The 18,235-nt window shown below is 72.2% G+C and carries 16 protein-coding genes; 12 read left to right on the top strand and 4 right to left on the bottom strand.

Features of this window, described 5'->3' with window-relative positions; translation table 11 throughout:
- The 9 genes from KPL57_RS28925 to KPL57_RS28885 all read left to right on the top strand — a co-directional run.
- Positions 1-1,150, top strand: a 1,150-nt coding sequence (locus KPL57_RS28925; RefSeq protein ID WP_226353897.1) for a molybdopterin dinucleotide binding domain-containing protein, incomplete at its 5' end; no start/stop codon positions are given.
- Positions 1,151-1,185: 35 nt separating this feature from the next.
- On the top strand, positions 1,186-2,430 hold the full coding sequence (nuoH, locus tag KPL57_RS28920; RefSeq protein ID WP_226353903.1) for an NADH-quinone oxidoreductase subunit NuoH: 1,245 nt from the start codon (positions 1,186-1,188) through the stop codon (positions 2,428-2,430).
- Complete coding sequence (gene nuoI / locus KPL57_RS28915) at positions 2,431-2,970, top strand: NADH-quinone oxidoreductase subunit NuoI (RefSeq protein WP_020623091.1); 540 nt, start codon at positions 2,431-2,433, stop codon at positions 2,968-2,970. It abuts the gene before it with no gap.
- On the top strand, positions 2,967-3,818 hold the full coding sequence (locus tag KPL57_RS28910) for an NADH-quinone oxidoreductase subunit J (RefSeq protein WP_226353896.1): 852 nt from the start codon (positions 2,967-2,969) through the stop codon (positions 3,816-3,818). Before nuoI ends, KPL57_RS28910 begins: the two co-directional genes overlap by 4 nt.
- Entirely contained in the window at positions 3,815-4,114 is a 300-nt protein-coding gene (gene nuoK / locus KPL57_RS28905; protein WP_060710483.1) for an NADH-quinone oxidoreductase subunit NuoK, read from the top strand. The genes KPL57_RS28910 and nuoK overlap by 4 nt, the downstream gene beginning before the upstream one ends.
- A 7-nt stretch (positions 4,115-4,121) precedes the next feature.
- A complete protein-coding gene (nuoL, locus tag KPL57_RS28900) occupies positions 4,122-6,074 on the top strand; it encodes an NADH-quinone oxidoreductase subunit L (protein WP_374203806.1) in 1,953 nt (650 codons plus the stop codon).
- Positions 6,071-7,726 carry an NADH-quinone oxidoreductase subunit M gene (locus KPL57_RS28895; RefSeq protein ID WP_226353894.1) on the top strand — a complete coding sequence of 552 codons (1,656 nt, stop codon included), beginning with the start codon at positions 6,071-6,073 and terminating at the stop codon, positions 7,724-7,726. The genes nuoL and KPL57_RS28895 overlap by 4 nt, the downstream gene beginning before the upstream one ends.
- The gene (gene nuoN, locus KPL57_RS28890) at positions 7,723-9,336 is read left to right on the top strand and encodes an NADH-quinone oxidoreductase subunit NuoN (protein WP_226353893.1); all 1,614 of its coding nucleotides are present in this window, start codon (positions 7,723-7,725) and stop codon (positions 9,334-9,336) included. Before KPL57_RS28895 ends, nuoN begins: the two co-directional genes overlap by 4 nt.
- Before the next feature lie 48 nt (positions 9,337-9,384).
- Positions 9,385-10,362, top strand: coding sequence for a polyprenyl synthetase family protein (locus tag KPL57_RS28885; protein WP_062403804.1), 978 nt, complete (start codon positions 9,385-9,387; stop codon positions 10,360-10,362).
- Here KPL57_RS28885 and rarD read toward each other — a convergent pair.
- On the bottom strand, positions 10,338-11,279 hold the full coding sequence (gene rarD, locus KPL57_RS28880) for an EamA family transporter RarD (RefSeq protein WP_226353892.1): 942 nt from the start codon (positions 11,277-11,279) through the stop codon (positions 10,338-10,340). The two genes, KPL57_RS28885 and rarD, sit on opposite strands and share 25 nt — an antisense overlap.
- Before the next feature lie 143 nt (positions 11,280-11,422).
- Between rarD and KPL57_RS28875 the strand changes: the two genes are divergently transcribed.
- Complete coding sequence (locus KPL57_RS28875) at positions 11,423-12,760, top strand: hypothetical protein (protein ID WP_226353891.1); 1,338 nt, start codon at positions 11,423-11,425, stop codon at positions 12,758-12,760.
- A gap of 75 nt (positions 12,761-12,835) precedes the next feature.
- Here KPL57_RS28875 and KPL57_RS28870 read toward each other — a convergent pair whose 3' ends face one another.
- From KPL57_RS28870 to KPL57_RS28860, 3 genes are all read right to left on the bottom strand, one after another.
- Entirely contained in the window at positions 12,836-13,906 is a 1,071-nt protein-coding gene (locus tag KPL57_RS28870) for a 2-oxoacid:ferredoxin oxidoreductase subunit beta (RefSeq protein ID WP_226353890.1), read from the bottom strand.
- Complete coding sequence (locus KPL57_RS28865) at positions 13,903-15,834, bottom strand: 2-oxoacid:acceptor oxidoreductase subunit alpha (protein WP_226353889.1); 1,932 nt, start codon at positions 15,832-15,834, stop codon at positions 13,903-13,905. Before KPL57_RS28865 ends, KPL57_RS28870 begins: the two co-directional genes overlap by 4 nt.
- 125 nt (positions 15,835-15,959) lie before the next feature.
- Complete coding sequence (locus KPL57_RS28860) at positions 15,960-16,733, bottom strand: enoyl-CoA hydratase (RefSeq protein ID WP_226353888.1); 774 nt, start codon at positions 16,731-16,733, stop codon at positions 15,960-15,962.
- Positions 16,734-16,770: 37 nt separating this feature from the next.
- Between KPL57_RS28860 and KPL57_RS28855 the strand changes: the two genes are divergently transcribed.
- Both KPL57_RS28855 and htpX read left to right on the top strand, forming a co-directional pair.
- A complete protein-coding gene (locus tag KPL57_RS28855; protein WP_226353887.1) occupies positions 16,771-17,274 on the top strand; it encodes a PaaI family thioesterase in 504 nt (167 codons plus the stop codon).
- 97 nt (positions 17,275-17,371) lie between these two features.
- Entirely contained in the window at positions 17,372-18,232 is an 861-nt protein-coding gene (gene htpX, locus KPL57_RS28850) for a zinc metalloprotease HtpX (RefSeq protein WP_226353886.1), read from the top strand.
- The last annotated feature ends 3 nt before the right edge of the window (positions 18,233-18,235 follow it).

Genomic DNA, 18,235 nt, shown 5'->3' with positions numbered 1-18,235 from the left:
CCATTTCCAGGTCGGCCCGTTCACCAGCTACGGCGCCGAGAAGACCGGCGCCACCGTGCTGCACGCGGTGCCCGGCGCGGAGGCCGCGGTCGTCGCCGACCCGGGCGCCGACGTCGTCGCCGCGCTGGAGCAGCCGGGCGCGGTGATCCTGGTCGGGGACCGGGCCGCGGAGTCGCCGGGCCTGTACTCGGCGGTGTCCGCGCTCGCCGCCCGCACCGGTGCGGCGATCGGCTGGCTGCCGCGCCGGGCCGGGGACCGCGGTGCGGTCGAGGCGGGCGCGCTGCCCACCCTGCTGCCCGGCGGCCGGCTCGTCACCGACGCCGCCGCCCGCGCCGAGCTGGAGCAGGTCTGGGGCGCCCCCGTCCCGTCCGCCCCGGGCCGCGACGGCGACGCGATCCTCGCCGCCGCCGCGTCCGGTGAGCTGGCCGCGCTCGTGGTCGGCGGGGTCGACCCGCAGGACATGGCCGACCCGACGGCCGCGATCACCGCGCTGCGCGAGGTCGGCTTCCTGGTCAGCCTGGAGATCCACACCTCGGCGGTCACCGAGCTCGCCGACGTCGTCCTCCCGGTCGCCCCGGACGCCCAGCGCTCCGGTGCCTACGTCAACTGGGAGGGCCGCCGCCGCGAGTTCGGCGTCGCACTCGACGCGACCGGCGTGCTCCCGGACTGCCGGGTGCTCGACACCCTCGGCGTCGAGATGGACGCGGACCTGTTCACCCAGACCCCGGCCGCCGCGGCCGGGGAGCTGGAGCGGCTCGGCTCGCGCCGCGCCGGCGGCGTCGCACCGGACCACACGGCGGGCCAGGCCCGGCGTCCCGGCTACGGCCAGGCGGTCCTCGCCACCTCGCGCCAGATGATCGACGACGGCAGCCTCCAGATCGACGAGCCCACGCTCGCCGGCACGGCACGGCGGCCCTACGTCAAGGTCAACGCGGCCACCGCGGAGCGGCTCGCGCTGGTCGAGGGCGCCGAGGCGACGGTCCGCACCGACCGCGGGGCGATCACCCTGCCGGTCGCGCTGACCGACCTGCCCGACGGCGTCGTCTGGCTGCCGACCTGCTCGCCCGGCTCGCACGTCCGCCCCACGCTCGGGGTGGGCCACGGTGACCTCGTGACGGTCGGTCCGGCCGGGAACGGAAGCGCGTCGTGAACCTGTCCCAGGTCCCGCCCACCCCGGTGGACCAGCTGACGCACACCCAGGCGCTGCTCGCCGACGACCCGATCTGGCTGATCCTGATCAAGGTCGTCGGGCTGTTCGCGCTCGGCGTCGTGCTGACCCTGTTCATGATCAACTGGGAGCGCAAGGTCGTCGGCCGGATGCAGCACCGTCCGGGCCCGAACCGGACCGGCCCCGGCGGCTGGCTCCAGAGCCTCGCCGACGGTCTGAAGCTGGCGTTCAAGGAAGACATCATGCCGGCGATGGCCGACAAGAAGGTCTACTTCATCGCCCCGGTCATCTCGACGATCCCGGCGTTCGTCGCCTTCTCCGTCATCCCGTTCGGCGGCGAGGTCACGATCTTCGGCGAGCAGACGGTGCTCCAGCTCGTCGACGTCCCGGTCGGCGTGCTCGTCGTGCTGGCCTGCTCCTCGATCGGCGTCTACGGCATCGTGCTCGGCGGCTGGGCCTCGGGCTCGCCGTACTCGCTGCTCGGCGCGCTGCGCTCGGCCGCCCAGGTCATCTCCTACGAGATCGCGCTGGGTCTGGCCGTCGTCGGCGTCGTCCTCTACTCCGGCTCGCTGTCCACCGCGACGATCGTCGGGGCGCAGGCGTCGGGCTGGTACTTCTGGCTCCTGCTGCCGAGCTTCGTGGTCTTCGTGATCGCGATGGTCGGCGAGACCAACCGGGCCCCGTTCGACCTCCCCGAGGCCGAGTCGGAGCTGGTCGGCGGGTTCCACACCGAGTACTCGTCGCTGAAGTTCGCGCTGTTCTTCCTCGCCGAGTACGTGAACATGGTGACCGTCTCGGCGATGGCGGTGACGCTGTTCCTCGGCGGCGGCATGTGGCCGTGGCCGCTGAGCTTCCTCAACGAGTACGGCTGGATGCAGTTCCTCGCCTTCATCATCAAGGTGCTGCTGTTCCTGTTCGTGTTCATCTGGCTGCGCGGGACGCTGCCGCGGTTCCGCTACGACCAGTTCATGAAGCTGGGCTGGAAGGTCCTGGTCCCGGTCATGCTGGTCTGGATCGTCGCGATCTTCGGCATCCGGGCCTTCGTCAACACCGGCTCGGACAACTACGTGCTGCTGCTGTCGCTGATCGGGTTCGCGCTCGCCGTCGTCCTGGCGGTGGCGTTCCTGCTGCCCGACCGGCAGACCGAGGCGCCACCGGTCGAACCGGCGTCGGACTACCCCGTCCCGCCGCTGGACCTGGTGGTCCCCGACTCACCCCCGAAGCGTCGGAAGGCCGTCACGGCCGGAAAGGACGCGCGCTAGATGTTCGACTTCTTCAAGGGATTCGGCGTCACCTTCTCGACGATGTTCAAGAAGGTCGTCACCGAGGAGTACCCCGAGGACTTCCCGCCCGCCGCGCCGCGCTACCACGGGCGCCACCAGCTCAACCGGCACCCGGACGGGCTGGAGAAGTGCGTCGGCTGCGAGCTGTGCGCCTGGGCCTGCCCGGCCGACGCCATCTACGTCGAGGGCGGGGACAACACCGAGGAGGCGCGGTACTCGCCCGGTGAGCGCTACGGCGCGATCTACCAGATCAACTACCTGCGGTGCATCGGCTGCGGCCTGTGCATCGAGGCCTGCCCGACGCGCTCGCTCACGATGACGAACTTCTACGAGCTGGCCGACGACAACCGGCAGGACCTCATCTACACCAAGGAGCAGCTGATGGCCCCGCTGCTGCCGGGCATGGAGCAGCCGCCGCACCCGATGCGCCTCGGGGAGGACGAGCAGGACTACTACGTCTCCGGCCCGACGCTCGCGAAGGTCAGCGCGCAGGACCAGACCAAGGAGCAGGCGCGATGAGCACCACCGCGGTGCTCGCCCAGGCCGCGGGCGAGGTGAGCACCGGCGAGGCGGTCGCGTTCTGGATCCTCGGACCGGTGGCGCTGGCCGGCGCGCTCGGCCTGGTCTTCGCCCGGCACGCGGTGCACGCCGCGCTGCTGCTGGTCCTGACGATGTTCTCGATCGCGGTGCTGTACATCGTGCAGTCCGCCCCGTTCCTCGGGTTCGTGCAGATCATCGTCTACACCGGCGCCGTGATGATGCTGTTCCTGTTCGTCCTCATGCTGGTCGGACGGGACTCCAAGGACTCGGTGATCGAGGTGCTGCGCGGGCAGCGGGCCGCGGCGCTGGTGTTCGGCGTCGCGCTGGCCGCGCTGCTGGTCGGCGGGCTCGCCCGCGGCCTGACCAGCGTCACCCCCGCGGGGCTGGCGCAGGGCGGGCTCGGGTGGAACGGCAACGTCCCCGGCCTCGGCCGGCTGATCTTCACCGACTACCTGCTGGCGTTCGAGCTGACCGCGGCCCTGCTGATGGTCGCCGCGCTCGGCGCGATGGTGCTGTCCGGCTCGCAGAGCAGCCAGCACACCAAGATCGGCCAGCGCGCGACGGTGCTGAAGCGGCTGCGCGGCGAGCACGCCCGCATCTCCCCGCTGCCCGGCCCCGGCGTCTACGCGACGGCGAACTCGGTCGCGGTCCCGGCGATCCTGCCCGACGGCTCGATCGCCCCGGAGTCGCTGTCGGAGATCATCGAGTCGGTCGCGGTCGACGTGCCGGACACGACGACGCCGGACGCGCACGCGCTGACCGGCCGCCCCGCACCCGACCGGACCGCCGCCTCCGGTGAGGCCGCCGACACCGGGGAGCACCGATGAGGCCCGAGTACTACCTGCTGCTCTCGGCGCTGCTGTTCACCATCGGCGCCGTCGGCGTCCTGGTGCGGCGCAACGCCGTGGTCGTGTTCATGTGCATCGAGCTCATGCTGAACGCGGTGAACCTGACCCTGGTCACGTTCTCGCGCATCAACGGCAACCTCGACGGCCAGGTGATGGCCCTGTTCGTGATGGTCGTCGCGGCCTGCGAGGTCGTCGTCGGGCTCGCGATCATCACGGCCATCTTCCGCACCCGCCAGTCGTCGTCGGTGGACGACGCGAACCTCTTGAAGTACTAGGAGCGCGCTGGTGACCGTCCTTCTCGCACAGGCCGCCCCGCAGGCGACCGGCGCCGCCTCGCTGGCCTGGTTGCTGATCGCGCTCCCCGCGGCCGGTGCACTCGTGCTCTTCCTCGCCGGACGGCGGGCCGACGCCTGGGGCCACTGGCTCGGCGTCGCGACCGTCGTCGGCGCGTTCGTCGTCGGTGTGACGATATTCCTGCAGACCCTCGGCCTGCCCGCCGACGAGCGGCTGCGCGAGCAGTCGCTGTGGTCCTGGATGTCCTCCGGTGCGCTGGAGGTCGACTTCGGGCTCCGGATCGACACGCTGTCGCTGACGTTCGTCCTGCTGATCACCGGGGTCGGCGCGCTCATCCACCTCTACTCGGTGGGCTACATGAGCCACGACCCGAACCGGCGGCGGTTCTTCGCGCAGCTGAACCTGTTCGTCGCCGCGATGCTGGTGCTGGTCCTCGGCAACAACTTCGTGATGCTCTACCTCGGCTGGGAGGGCGTCGGCCTGGCGTCGTACCTGCTGATCGGCTTCTACCAGGACCGGCCCTCCGCGGCGACGGCGGCGAAGAAGGCGTTCCTGATGAACCGGGTCGGCGACGTCGGCCTGGCGATCGCGATCTTCCTGCTCTGGCTGGAGCTCGGGACCCTGCAGTACACCGAGGTCTTCGCCCGCATCGGCGAGGTCGGCGGCGGCACGGTCCTCGCGATCACGCTGCTGCTCCTGCTCGGTGCCTGCGGCAAGTCCGGCCAGTTCCCGCTGCAGTCCTGGCTCCCGGACGCGATGGAGGGCCCGACCCCGGTCTCGGCCCTGATCCACGCGGCCACGATGGTCACCGCGGGCGTCTACCTCATCGCCCGGGCCTCGCCGATCTACAACCTGTCCGAGACCGGACGGCTGGTCGTCGCGCTCATCGGTGTCATCACGCTGATGATCGGCGCGATCATCGGCTGCGCCTACGACGACATCAAGAAGGTCCTGGCCTACTCGACGGTCAGCCAGATCGGCTACATGATCCTCGCCGTCGGGCTCGGGCCGGCCGGCTACGCGCTGGGCATCCTGCACCTGCTGACGCACGGCTTCTTCAAGGCCGGGCTCTTCCTCGGCGCCGGTTCGGTCATGCACGCCATGAACGACGACGTCGACATGCGCCGCTTCGGCGGCCTGTGGCGGAAGATGCCGGTCACCTTCGTGACCTTCGGCCTCGGCTACCTCGCGCTGATCGGCTTCCCGTTCCTGTCCGGCTACTTCTCCAAGGACGCGATCATCGAGGCCGCGTTCGCCCAGGAGGGCTGGCAGGGCTGGGTGTTCGGCGGGCTCGCGACGCTCGCGGCCGGTCTGACCGCCTTCTACATGACCCGCCTGATGATCATGACGTTCTTCGGTGCGGAGCGCTGGCGGACGGTGCAGTCCACCGACGGCCGCGACTACCACCCGCACGAGTCCCCGGCGACGATGACCGTCCCGATGATCGTGCTGGCGGTCGGCTCCGTCTTCGGCGGCGGCGTGCTCTACGGGATGATCCCGGAGTGGCTCGCCCCGGTCGTGGGGGAGCGCCTCGAGCTCGAGGGCGGCGCCCTGCCGCACGCGGTGATCCCGTGGCTGGTGGTCGGGGTCTCGCTGCTCGGCGTGCTGGCGGGCTACCTGTTCGTCGGCCGCTCCCCGGTGCCGGTGGAGCGCCCGCAGCGGGTGTCGCCGGTCGTCGCCGCGGCCCGTGCCGACCTCGGCGCGAACGCCTTCAACGAGGCGTTCATCGAGCGGCCCGGCATCGTCCTCACGCGGGCGCTCGCCTGGTTCGACGACCGCGGGATCGACGGGGCCGTCAACGGCACCGCGTCGGCGTTCGGCGGCGGTTCCAGCCGCCTGCGCCGGCTCCAGACCGGCTTCGTCCGGTCCTACGCACTCTCGATGCTCGGCGGGGCGGTCATCGTCGTCGCCGCGATGCTGGCGGTGAGGTTCGTCTCATGACCCCCCTGGACACGGCTCCCATCGTCCCCGGCTCCGGGGGCAACCCGTTCCTGATCGTCCTGCTGCTGGTGCCGGTCGTCGGCGCGCTGGTCATGTACCCGCTGCGCGCCAACACCGGGCTCGCGAAGGCGGTCGCGATGGCGACGGCGCTGCTGGAGCTGGTGCTCGTCGTCGTCGCGTGGGCGCTCTACTCCATCCCCGCGGCGCAGGCCGGCGCCCGGTTCCAGCTCGAGTTCTCGATGTCCTGGATCCCCGCGTTCGGCACGCACATCGCGTTCGGCGTCGACGGCATCGCGCTGGCGCTGATCGGGCTCACCGCGTTCCTGGTACCCGGCCTGATGCTGTTCGCGTGGGCGGAGAAGCTGCCCGAGGGCCGCTCGGCCGCCGGGTACTTCGCGCTGCTGCTGGCGACCCAGGCGACGCTGGTCGGCGTCTTCGCCGCCACCGACGTCTTCCTGTTCTACGTCTTCTTCGAGGCCATGCTGGTCCCGATGTACTTCCTGATCGGCCGCTTCGGCGGGCCGCGCCGGCAGTACGCGGCGGTCAAGTTCTTCCTGTACTCGCTGCTCGGCGGCCTCATCATGCTGGCGTCGCTGATCGGGCTGTTCGTGGTCAGCGAGCAGCAGCTGGGCCAGGGCACGTTCACCTGGGCCGACCTGCAGGCGATGGCGTCGAGCGTGCCGGAGTCGACCCAGATCTGGCTGTTCCTCGGCTTCTTCGTCGCGTTCGCGATCAAGGCGCCGCTGGTGCCGTTCCACACCTGGCTGCCCGACGCCGGTGCCGAGGCCCCGATCGTCGGCGCGGTGCTGCTGGTCGGCGTGCTGGACAAGGTCGGCACCTACGGCTTCCTGCGGTACCTGCTGCCGCTGTTCCCGCAGGCGTCGCAGACCCTGGCGCCGCTGGTGCTGGTGCTCGCCGTCGCCGGGATCGTCTACGCCGCGCTGCTCGCGGTCGCCCAGACCGACATGGGCCGGTTCGTCGCCTACACCTCGGTGGCGCACTTCGGCTTCATCGCGCTCGGGGTGTTCGCGTTCTCCTCGCAGGCCTTCGCCGGCGCGACGCTCTACATGGTCAACCACGGTCTCTCGACCGGCATGCTGTTCGTCATGGTCGGCGTGCTGATCAGCCGCGGCGGCTCGCGCCGGATCGCCGACTACGGCGGCGTCGCGAAGCTCGCCCCGGTGATGGCGGGCTGCCTGCTGCTGGCCGGGATGAGCTCGCTGGCGCTGCCCGGCACGAACTCGTTCGTCTCGGAGTTCCTGGTGCTGGTCGGCTCGTTCCCGAACCGGCCGGTGTTCACCGTGATCGCGACGATCGGCATCATCTTCGCCGCGCTCTACGTGCTGTGGTTCTACCAGCGCACGATGCAGGGCCCGGTGCGCGGCACCGCGGTCATGGCGGCGCTGGAGCGCGGTGGCGCGGGCGGCCCGGGGTCGATGATCGACCCGGCGGTCGCCGCGCAGCGCAAGGGCTCCGGCTTCCCCGACCTCACGGGTCGTGAGATCGGCGTGCTCGTGCCGCTGATCGTCGCGATCGTGGTGCTCGGCTTCTACCCGGGCCCGGTGCTCGACCTGATCAACCCGTCGGTGACGGCGACGATGACCGAGCTCGGCCTGCCCGACCCGGTCGTCGCTGGAGGGATCGCTCGATGAGCTCGTTGGTTCTCCCCGCCCAGGTGGCTCCGATCGAGATGCCCGCGGTCGACTGGGCGGCCACCGCGCCGCTGTGGATCGTGTTCGCGGGTGCCTGCGTGTCGGTGCTGCTGGAGGCGTTCCTCCCGCGGCACCAGCGCTGGCCCGTCCAGGTCGTGCTGACCGGGCTGACCCTGGTCGCGGCGCTCGTCGCGCTGGCCGGGTACGCGCTCGGGTCCCCGGCGGCGGTGCTGACCTTCGGCACTGCGCTGTCGGTGGACGCGCCCTCGCTGTTCCTGTGGGGCACGCTGATCGTCCTCGCGATCCCCAGCCTGCTGCTGATCGCGGACCGGTCGGTGGAGCCGGGCGGGGTGTTCGTCGCCTCGGCCGCCGAGCGGGCCGCGGTCCGCTCCGGCGGCGGCCCGGCCACCCCAGCCGGCGGCGAGCACGTCGACCGCTCCTACGGGGCGCCCGACGAGACGCCGACGATGCAGACCGAGCCGTTCCCGTTCGTGCTGTTCGCGCTCGGCGGCATGATGGCGTTCGTCGCGGCGAACGACCTGCTGACGATGTTCATCGCGCTCGAGGTCCTGTCGCTGCCGCTGTACCTGATGTGCGGGCTGGCGCGGCGCCGTCGGCTGCTGTCGCAGGAGTCCGCGGTCAAGTACTTCCTGCTCGGCGCGTTCGGCTCGGCGTTCTTCCTCTACGGCATCGCGCTGCTCTACGGCTACGCGGGCTCGGTGCGGCTCTCGGCGATCTCCCAGGCCGCCGCGGGCACCCTGGCGTCGGACACGCTGCTGTTCGCGGGCTTGGCGCTGCTGCTGGTGGGGCTGCTGTTCAAGGGCTCGGTCGCCCCGTTCCACACCTGGACCCCGGACGTCTACCAGGGCGCCCCGACGCCGGTCACGGCGTTCATGGCGGCCTGCACGAAGGTCGCCGCGTTCGGCGCGATCGCCCGGGTGCTCTACGTCGGCTTCGGCAGCACCGTCTGGGAGTGGCGCGGCGTGCTGTGGGTCGTCGCGGTCGTCTCGATGGTCGTCGGCGCGGTGCTGGGGCTCACCCAGACCGACGTGAAGCGCATGATCGCCTACTCCTCGATCGCCCACGCCGGGTTCATCCTGCTCGGCGCGATGGCGCTGACCCCGCAGGGCACGTCCGGGCTGCTGTTCTACCTGCTGGCCTACGGCTTCACGACGGTCGCGGTCTTCGGGATCATCTCGCTGGTCCGCACCGGCGACGGCGAGGCCTCGGACCTGGCGGCCTGGGCGGGCCTGGCGAAGCGGTCGCCGCTCGTCGCCGGGATCATGACGTTCCTGCTGCTCGCGCTCGCCGGCATCCCGCTGACCAGCGGGTTCACCGCCAAGTTCGCGGTGTTCTCGGCGGCGTCGGCGGACGGCATGGTGCCGCTGGTGGTGATCGCGCTGGTCGCGTCCGCGGTGGCCGCGTTCTTCTACCTGCGCATCGTGGTGCTCATGTACTTCCGGGAGCCCGCCGAGGACGGTCCGGCCGTCGTCGTGCCCGGGGCGTTCACCACCGTGGCCATCACTCTGGGCACGCTGGCGACCCTCGTTCTCGGGATTCTTCCCACACCCGTCCTCGAATGGGCCGCCAGCGGCGCGTTCTCGGGCTGACGTTCGTAGGCTGTGGGGGTGGAGACACAGAGTGTGGCCGGGATCCGGATGGCCGATCCGGTCCTGGCCGAGGCCACCGCTGACGGGCTCAAGCGGGTCGAGGACCTGCTGCACCGCGAGGTGCACAGCGACTACGAGTTCGTCACCGAGACCTCGTTGCACCTGATCGACGCGGGGGGCAAGCGGTTCCGTCCGCTGTTCACGCTGCTCGCGGCGCAGGTGGGACCGCATCCCGAACGCGACGAGGTGATCACGGCGGCCGCCGTGGTGGAGCTGATCCACCTGGCGACGCTGTACCACGACGACGTGATGGACGAGGCGTCCATGCGGCGGGGTGCGGAGTCCGCGAACTCGCGCTGGGACAACTCGATCGCGATCCTGACCGGGGACTTCCTGTTCGCGCACGCGTCGCGGCTGGTCGCCGACCTGGGCCCGGACGCGGTGCGGATCATCGCCGAGACGTTCGCACTGCTCGTGACCGGTCAGATGCGCGAGACCCGCGGCCCCAAGGCGTCCGACGACCCGGTGCAGCACTACCTGCGGGTGGTCGCGGAGAAGACCGGGTCGCTCATCGCGACCTCGGGCCGCTACGGCGGCATGTTCTCCGGCGCACCGGCCGAGCACGTCGAGGCGCTGCGGACCTTCGGCGAGGTCATCGGGGCGGCCTTCCAGATCTCCGACGACATCATCGACATCGCGTCGCCGTCGGACGACTCGGGCAAGACGCCCGGCACCGACCTGCGCGAGGGCGTGCACACCCTTCCGATGCTCTACGCCCTGCGCGACGGCGACGACTCCGCCGACGCGCGCAGGCTGCGGCAGCTGCTGGCCGCCCCGATCAGCGACGACGACGAGGTGGCCGAGGCGCTGGAGCTGCTCCGCTCCGGTGACGCGCTGGTCAAGGCCCGCGAGACCGTCGCCGGGTACGCCGACCGGGCGCGCGCCGAGCTGGCGGTGCTGCCGCCGTGCCCGGCGATCGAGGCGCTGCGGACGCTGACCGACTACACGGTGGAGCGGGTGGGCTGAGGCGCCGGAGGGCGTCGCCGTCGCAGCAGGTCGACGGTGAACACCACCAGCGCCAGCCACACGAGGGCGAACCCGGCCCAGCGGGCCGGGGACATCGTCTGCCCGACCACCAGCACGCCCCACAGGAACTGCAGCGTGGGGTTGATGTAGAGCAGCACCCCGAGGGTCGTGAGCGGCAGCCGTCGCGCCGCGGAGCCGTAGAGCAGCAGCGGCAGCGCCGTCGCCGGGCCCGCGGACAGCATGAGCAGCAGGTGCCACGGGCCGTGCCCGGTGAACGTGCCGCCGCCGGAGAGCTGCAGGACGAGCAGGAACACCGCGGCCGGCACGACGAGCACGAGGCCCTCCGCGGTCAGCCCGGCCGCGGCGGGCAGCGGCGCGGTCGCCTTGAACAGCCCGTAGATCCCGAACGAGCAGGCCAGTGCCATCGACAGCCACGGCACCGTGCCGTTCCCGACGGCGATGACGACGACGGCCGTCGCCGCCAGCCCCAGCGCCACCCACTGCGCGGGCCGCAGCCGCTCCCGCAGGACGAGGACGCCGAACAGCACCCCGACCAGCGGGGTCATGTAGTAGCCGAGCGCGGACTCGACGACCAGCCCCACCGACACGCCCCAGATGAACAGGCCCCAGTTCACCGCGATGAACACTGCGGCGGCGGCCGTCGCGAGCCATCCGCGGACACCGAGCCCGCGCACGTCGCCCCAGCCGCGCAGCACGGTCAGTACCAGCGACATCAGCACCGCGGTCCACAGCACGCGGTGGGCGAGCACCTCCAGCGGCGCCGCGGGGTCCAGCAGCGGCCAGAACGCCGGGAACAGGCCCCACAGGACGTACGCGCCGACGCCCGCGGTGAGCCCGGCGGGATTCCGCTCACTCCGTTCGGGTGTGGTTCGTTCGGGGGAACGGGCGGCGGTCATGGTCGCTTCGGGTGGTCGGTCACGGGCACGATGATCCGGTACGGGTGTGCTCCCGCGCGAGACGACGGCGGGGCGGGCACGATCCGTGATACCAAGCACGGCGACAGCGGTCCGGGACGGTCCCGGGCGGACGGAGGTCCGGCATGGGCTGGATGTGGGTACTGCTGGCGGTGCTCGTGGTTCTGGTGGCGGCGGGGGTACTGGTGTCCCGTCGCCGCGGGGGGACCGTCGAGGGCGGTCCGGAGGCCACGGGGACGCCCGACACGGCGGAGGTGCCCGGCGGGCCGGGCCCGGGGCGCGACCCCGGGACCGTGGGGCTGTTCGACACCGCGGGGGTGGTCGACCCCTCCGCTGCGGCGGCCGGGGCGCACACGCCGTCGCCGGACGTCGCAGCGCCGCCCTCCCCGGCGGACGGTGCGGGGGAGTGGTCCGGCCCCGGGGCGACCGCGGGCGGGCCCACCGGGACCGGCGATGCACCGGGCGGGCACGGGCCGGCCGGCGGGACGGGGGCCGACCCGGCGCCCGGGACCCGGCCGGCGGACGTCGCGCCCGGAGCCACGGCGACGGCCCCGGACGGGTCCGGTCCGGAGGTGTCGGGTCGCGGTGCCGACGGAGACGGAGCCGACGGGGACGGCGTCACCGCGGGCGGGACCGGTCCGGGCGGCGCCGACAGGCCCACGACCGGCGGTGCCGTTGCCCTGTCCCAGGACGGTGCGGCTCACGACGGCGCGGCCCCGGACGGTGCGGTCCACGACGGCACAGCCTCGGACGGTGCGGTCCACGACGGCACAGCTCCGGACGGCACAGCCTCGGACGGCACAGCCTCGGACGGCACAGCCCCGGACGGTGCGGCCCACGACAGCGCGGCCCACGACAGCGCGGCCCAGGTCGGCGCGGCCCACGACGGTCCGGCTGACGAGGGCGCGGCCGACCCCGTCCCGGCTCCGGGCGGGCCGGGTGGCGCCGCCGCGACCGCGGACGCCGCCACGGCCCCCGCGGTCCCCCTCCCGCGCCCCGAGAGCGACCTCGCGCCGCAGGACGGACCGGCCGAGGACGAGGAGCCGGCCGGCCGCCACGCCCTGCGCGACGACGTCGAACCGGCCCCGCTGCCCGAGCCGGGCCCCGCGCCGGCCGACGACGGCCCGCCCGCACCGCTGCCGATCCCGTCGCGGCCGCGACAGGGCGCCGGTGGCTCGGCGCTGGCGGCGCTCGACTCCCGGATCATCGGCCCGTCCGCGGCGTCCGCGCCGCTGCCCCCGGGCGTGCGTCCCGGCCCGTACCCGGACTCGGTGCTCGCACCCACCGACGGCGGCGACCCGCCCGAGACGCACCGGGTGAAGGTGCACAGCGGGTCGCGGCGGTTCCACCCGCCGGAGTCGCCGTACTACGTCCGCACCCGCGCGGACCTGTACTTCACCGCGGAGGGCGCCGCACGGGCGGCCGGGTTCATCGCGTGGCACGAACGTCCCGGGGCCCGCTGAGGCCGCCACCCCCGGACACACGACGGCCCCGGTACTCCGAGGAGTACCGGGGCCGTCGTCCGTCGCGGGCCGGATCTAGACGATGGTCCAGGTGTCGCGGCCGTTGAGCAGGGCCTGCAGGTCCGCGTCGGGCTTGGCGTCCTTGGCGGCCTGGACCTGGGCGCGGGCGGCGTCGTCGTAGGTGGGGCGGTCGGTGTTGCGGAACACCCCGGTGACGGTGTGGGTGAGGTCCTGGTCCGAGAGCCGGGACAGGGCGAAGGCGAGCTCGTGGTCGGCCTGGTCGTGGACCACGATCTGCGCCGCGTCGACCGTGGCGGTCTCGACGACCTTGAGCTTGAACCCGTCCTGGACGACGGCGTGGGAGCCGCGGCCGTCCTCGCCCGGGGTACCGAAGGTGATCGGCTCGCCGTGGACGACGGGGATCAGCCGGTTCTCGGTGTCGCCCTTGCGGAGCACGTCGAAGCTGCCGTCGTTGAAGATGGGGCAGTCCTGGAAGATCTCGACCAGGGCGGAGCCGCGGTGCTCGGCGGCGGCCTGCAGGACCGCGGTGAGGCTCTTGCGGTCGGAGTCCAGGGCGCGTCCGACGAAGGATGCTTCGGCACCGAGGGCCAGGGAGATCGGGTTGAACGGGTGGTCCAGCGATCCCATGGGGGTGGACTTGGTGACCTTCCCGACCTCGGAGGTCGGGGAGTACTGGCCCTTGGTCAGCCCGTAGATGCGGTTGTTGAACAGCAGGATCTTGATGTTGACGTTGCGGCGCAGCGCGTGGATCAGGTGGTTGCCACCGATGGACAGGGCGTCGCCGTCACCGGTCACGACCCACACCGACAGGTCCTCACGGGAGGTCGCCAGGCCGGTGGCGATGGTGGGGGCGCGGCCGTGGATGGAGTGCATCCCGTAGGTGTTGAGGTAGTACGGGAAGCGGCTCGAGCAGCCGATGCCGGACACGAAGACGGTGTTCTCGCGGCGGATGCCCAGGGTGGGGAGGAACTGGCGGACGGCGGCGAGGACGGCGTAGTCGCCGCAGCCGGGGCACCAGCGGACCTCCTGGTCGGAGGTGTAGTCCTTCGCGGTCTGCTTCGCGTCCGTCGTCGGGACGCCGTCGAGGCCGCCGATGGACGGCAGGCCCAGGTCGGTGGCGGTCATGCCTGCGCTCCAGTGGTCTCGTTGGCGATGTCGGACGCCGACTCCGGGTGCTTGCCGGTGAGGTAGTCCAGGAACACGTCCTGGAGCTCCTCGGCGCCGAAGGGGAGCCCGGCGACCTTGGTGTAGCTCTTGACGTCGACCAGGTGCTCGGCGCGCAGCAGCATGGCGAGCTGGCCGAGGTTCATCTCGGGGCAGAGCACCGTGCGGTAGCCGCCCAGGATCTCGCCGAGGTTGGCCGGCATCGGGTTGAGGTTGCGCAGGTGCACCGTGGCGACCGAGTGGCCCAGCTTGCGCACGCGCCGCGCCGCGGCGTTGATCGGGCCGTAGGTCGAGCCCCAGCCGATGACGAGGAAGTCCGCGTCGCCGTCGGGGTCGTCGACGACCAGGTCGGGGACGGTGATGCCGTCGATCTTGGCCTGGCGCAGGCGGACCATGCGGTCGTGGTTGTCGGGGTCGTAGGAGATCGAGCCGCGTCCGTCGGCCTTCTCCAGCCCACCGACCCGGTGCTCCAACCCGGCGGTGCCCGGGATCGCCCACGGCCGCGCCAGGGTCTCGGGGTCACGCAGGTAGGGCCAGAACTCGCCCGACCCGTCGGGGGCGTTGGGTTCGGTCGCGAACCCCGGATCCACCGTCGGCAGGGTCTCGACGTCGGGGATCTTCCACGGCTCGGAACCGTTGGCCAGCGCCCCGTCCGAGAGCAGCATGACCGGGGTCCGGTACTTCACCGCGATCGCGGCGGCCTCGACCGCGGCGAGGAAGCAGTCCCCCGGGGTGCAGGGGGCGATCACCGGCAGCGGCGCCTCCCCGTTGCGCCCGTGCAGGGCCTGGAGCAGGTCGGCCTGCTCGGTCTTGGTCGGCAGACCGGTCGAGGGCCCACCGCGCTGGACGTCGATGACCAGCAGCGGCAGCTCCAGCGCGACGGCCAGGCCGACGGTCTCGGCCTTGAGCGCGATCCCCGGCCCGCTTGTGGTGGTGACACCGAGTGCCCCGCCGAAGGCTGCGCCCAGGGCGGCGCCGACTCCGGAGATCTCGTCCTCGGCCTGGAAGGTGGTCACGCCGAAGGCCTTGTGCTTGGACAGCTCGTGGAGGATGTCCGAGGCCGGGGTGATCGGGTAGGTGCCCAGGAACACGGGCAGGCTCGTCGTCTGTCCGGCGGCGATGAGCCCGTAGGCCAGGGCGACGTTCCCGGTGATCTGCCGGTAGGTCCCCGGGGCGAGGCGGGCGGGGGCGACCTCGTAGGTGACCGCGAACGCCTCGGTCGTCTCGCCGTAGGCGTGCCCGGCGCGGAAGGCCAGGATGTTGGCCTCGGCGATGTCGGGCTTCTTCGCGAACTTCTCCCGCAGGAACCGCTCGGTCGACTCCGAGGGGCGGTGGTACATCCACGACAGGAGCCCGAGGGCGAACATGTTCTTCGCCCGCTCGGCGTCCTTCTTCGACAGCCCCGTCTCCTCCAGGGCACCGCGGGTCAGGGTCGCCATCGCGACCCCGTGCACCGCATAGGGCTCCAGGGAGCCGTCCTCGAGGGGGTTCGCCGCGTAGCCGACCTTGGTCAGGTTCCGCTTGGTGAACTCGTCGGTGTTCACGATCAACACCCCGCCCTGGGGCAGGTCGGCGATGTTCGCCTTGAGCGCCGCCGGGTTCATCGCGACCAGCACGTCCGGGCGGTCACCGGGGGTCAGGATGTCGTAGTTCGCGAAGTGCAGCTGGAACGACGACACCCCCGGCAACGTCCCGGCAGGCGCCCGGATCTCAGCGGGGAAGTTCGGCAACGTCGACAGGTCGTTGCCGAAGTTCGCGGTCTCGGAGGTGAAACGGTCACCCGTCAGCTGCATACCGTCACCGGAGTCGCCGGCGAACCGGATGACCACCCGGTCGCGCTGCACGACCTCGGAGTCGCGTGCCTCGACGGGAGTGTCGCTGGTCGTCATGGGCTGATGGTCCCCAGTTCGGCGTCGAATTGTCCCTCGATACATCGAGGTTAACTCCCGGTTCGGCCCCCTGTCCGGAGACCCGGGATCACGTCACATAACCCGGATTACGTTCGTGTCTCGTGTCACTTCTTGCTGATCTTCTTCTGCAGCGCCGCGACGCGCTCCGCGAACGCCTCGGAGTGCACCGTCTCGGCCTGCGCGCGGACCTCGACGTCGGTGGCGTCGGCGTGCGCGGTGAGCCGGGAGGTGATCCGCATCGTCGCCTTGGTGGTGACGATCAGGTCCCGCGGTGCGGCGGCGGCCCGGCCCGCGAGCTCGCGGGCGCCGGCCATCAGGTCCTCGTCGCTGTCGTAGGCGCGCCAGGCCAGGCCGACGCGCTCGGCCTCGCGGGCGTCGAGGACGTCGCCGAACAGGGTCATCGCCGCGGTGCCCTGGGCGCCGAGGGCGCGCTGGGCCATCCACGTGTAGCCGCCGCCGGGGTGCAGGCCCAGCTGCATGAAGCGGACGTCGAACCTCGCGGTCGGGCCGGCCAGCCGGACGTCGCAGGCCAGGGCCAGGTTGATCCCGGCGCCGACGGCGGCGCCGTTGACCGCGGCCAGGGTCGGCAGCGGGGACGAGGCGATGGCGAGGAATCCGGAGTAGACGCGCTTGAGCGTCGCCGGGTCGGCCTCCTGCAGCTCCGCGAGGTCACCGCCCGCGCAGAAGGCGGGTGCCTGCCCGGTGACGACGATCGCGCCGACCGAGTCGTCGGCGTTCGCGGCCTCGACGGCGGCGACGAGCTTCTGCGAGAGGTCCAGGTTCAGCGCGTTGCGTCGTGCCGGGTTGGACACGGTGAGCACCGCGACACCGTCGGTGACCTCGGTGCGGACCTCTGTCGTGACATCGCCGTCGCTCATGGGCCCGACTCTTCCACGCCGGGTTAGCCTCCCGCACGTGACGGGTGCACAGGTGACCGGGCGGGCCGAGCTGCCCCGCCACCACGCCGGCTGCTTCGCCTGCGGTGACGGTCCCGGCGGGCTGCGGATGCGCTTCGCCGATCCGGGCCCCGACTCCGACGGGCGGGCCCGGGTGACCGGGACGGTCGTCGTCGCCGACGCGCACGAGGGCGCGCCCGGCCTGGTGCACGGCGGCGTGCTGGCCACGGCGATGGACGAGCTGTTCGGCGCGCTCCAGCACCACCTCGACGGCTACTACGTGACCGCGGAGCTGACCACCCGCTACCGGGCCCCGGTGCCGCTCGGCACGACGCTGCACCTCGACGCGGTGATCGAGTCGGTCGACGGGCGCAAGCTGCGGGTCCGCGGTACGGGCAGGCTCGACGCCCCGGACGGCACCGTCGCGGTGTCGGCGACGGCACTCTTCCTCGGCGTCACGCTCGACCACTTCCGCCGGTACGCCCCCGAGGGCACCCGCTTCCGGGAGCGACACGCGCGCTGAGCCGCGGTCGGGGCGGGTCACACCCGGGAACGCACCGCCCGGTTCGTCCGTTGATCCGGGTGACCCCCGCAGGACCGCACGGAAAGGTGACCCCGGCGTGCACAGCCACATGAACGGTCTGAAGACGGCCGTCCTCCTCGGCGCGATGAGCGCCCTGATCCTCGCGATCGGCGGGGTCCTGGGCGGGCGCGGCGGACTGGTCATCGCGCTCGTCATCGCGTTCGCGGTGAACGGGTGGGCCTACTTCAACTCGGCTAAGACGGCGCTGCGGTCGATGCACGCCCAGCCGATCACCGAGGCCGAGTACCCGCAGCTGTTCCGGATCGTCCGCGAGCTGAGCCAGCGGGCCCGCCAGCCCATGCCGTCGCTGCACATCAGCCCGACCGACGCGCCGAACGCGTTCGCCACGGGCCGCAACCCGCGGCACGCCGCGGTCTGCGTGACCACCGGTCTGCTGCACCTGCTCGACGAGCGCGAGCTGCGCGCCGTCATCGGCCACGAGCTCAGCCACGTCTACAACCGCGACATCCTGATCTCCTCGATCGCCGGTGCGCTCGCCTCGGCGGTGTCGTTCCTCGCGAACTTCGCGATGTTCGCCTCGATCTTCGGCGGCGGCGACGAGGACCGCCCGAACCCGATCGCGATCATCCTGGTCGCGATGCTGGGGCCGATCGCGGCCGGCGTCGTGCAGATGGCCGTCAGCCGGTCCCGTGAGTACCAGGCCGACGCGTCGGGCGCCGAGCTCACCGGGGACCCGCTGGGCCTGGCCTCGGCGCTGCACAAGCTCAAGTACGGCACCGCGGCCGCCCCGCTGCCCCCGGACCCGCGTCTCACCGCGCAGTCGCACCTGATGATCGCCAACCCGTTCCGGCCCGGCGAGAAGATGGCGAAGTGGTTCTCCACGCACCCGCCGATCGAGGACCGGATCGCGCGGCTCCAGCAGATGGCCCGCCGCTGACGG

The sequence above is a fragment of the Pseudonocardia sp. ICBG601 genome, from assembly GCF_020496245.1.
Note: the sequence above shows the minus strand (reverse complement) of the source record. Positions and strands in the feature narration are given on the sequence as shown.

What these genes read in the sequence shown, in the direction of transcription:
- nuoI (WP_020623091.1), top strand. Translation starts at nt 2,431, where the DNA reads ATGTTCGACTTCTTCAAGGGATTCGGCGTCACCTTCTCGACGATGTTC.
- KPL57_RS28910 (WP_226353896.1), top strand. Translation starts at nt 2,967, where the DNA reads ATGAGCACCACCGCGGTGCTCGCCCAGGCCGCGGGCGAGGTGAGCACC.
- nuoK (WP_060710483.1), top strand. Translation starts at nt 3,815, where the DNA reads ATGAGGCCCGAGTACTACCTGCTGCTCTCGGCGCTGCTGTTCACCATC.
- KPL57_RS28895 (WP_226353894.1), top strand. Translation starts at nt 6,071, where the DNA reads ATGACCCCCCTGGACACGGCTCCCATCGTCCCCGGCTCCGGGGGCAAC.
- nuoN (WP_226353893.1), top strand. Translation starts at nt 7,723, where the DNA reads ATGAGCTCGTTGGTTCTCCCCGCCCAGGTGGCTCCGATCGAGATGCCC.
- KPL57_RS28885 (WP_062403804.1), top strand. Translation starts at nt 9,385, where the DNA reads ATGGCCGATCCGGTCCTGGCCGAGGCCACCGCTGACGGGCTCAAGCGG.
- rarD (WP_226353892.1), bottom strand. Translation starts at nt 11,279, where the DNA reads ATGACCGCCGCCCGTTCCCCCGAACGAACCACACCCGAACGGAGTGAG.
- KPL57_RS28875 (WP_226353891.1), top strand. Translation starts at nt 11,423, where the DNA reads ATGGGCTGGATGTGGGTACTGCTGGCGGTGCTCGTGGTTCTGGTGGCG.
- KPL57_RS28870 (WP_226353890.1), bottom strand. Translation starts at nt 13,906, where the DNA reads ATGACCGCCACCGACCTGGGCCTGCCGTCCATCGGCGGCCTCGACGGC.
- KPL57_RS28865 (WP_226353889.1), bottom strand. Translation starts at nt 15,834, where the DNA reads ATGACGACCAGCGACACTCCCGTCGAGGCACGCGACTCCGAGGTCGTG.
- KPL57_RS28860 (WP_226353888.1), bottom strand. Translation starts at nt 16,733, where the DNA reads ATGAGCGACGGCGATGTCACGACAGAGGTCCGCACCGAGGTCACCGAC.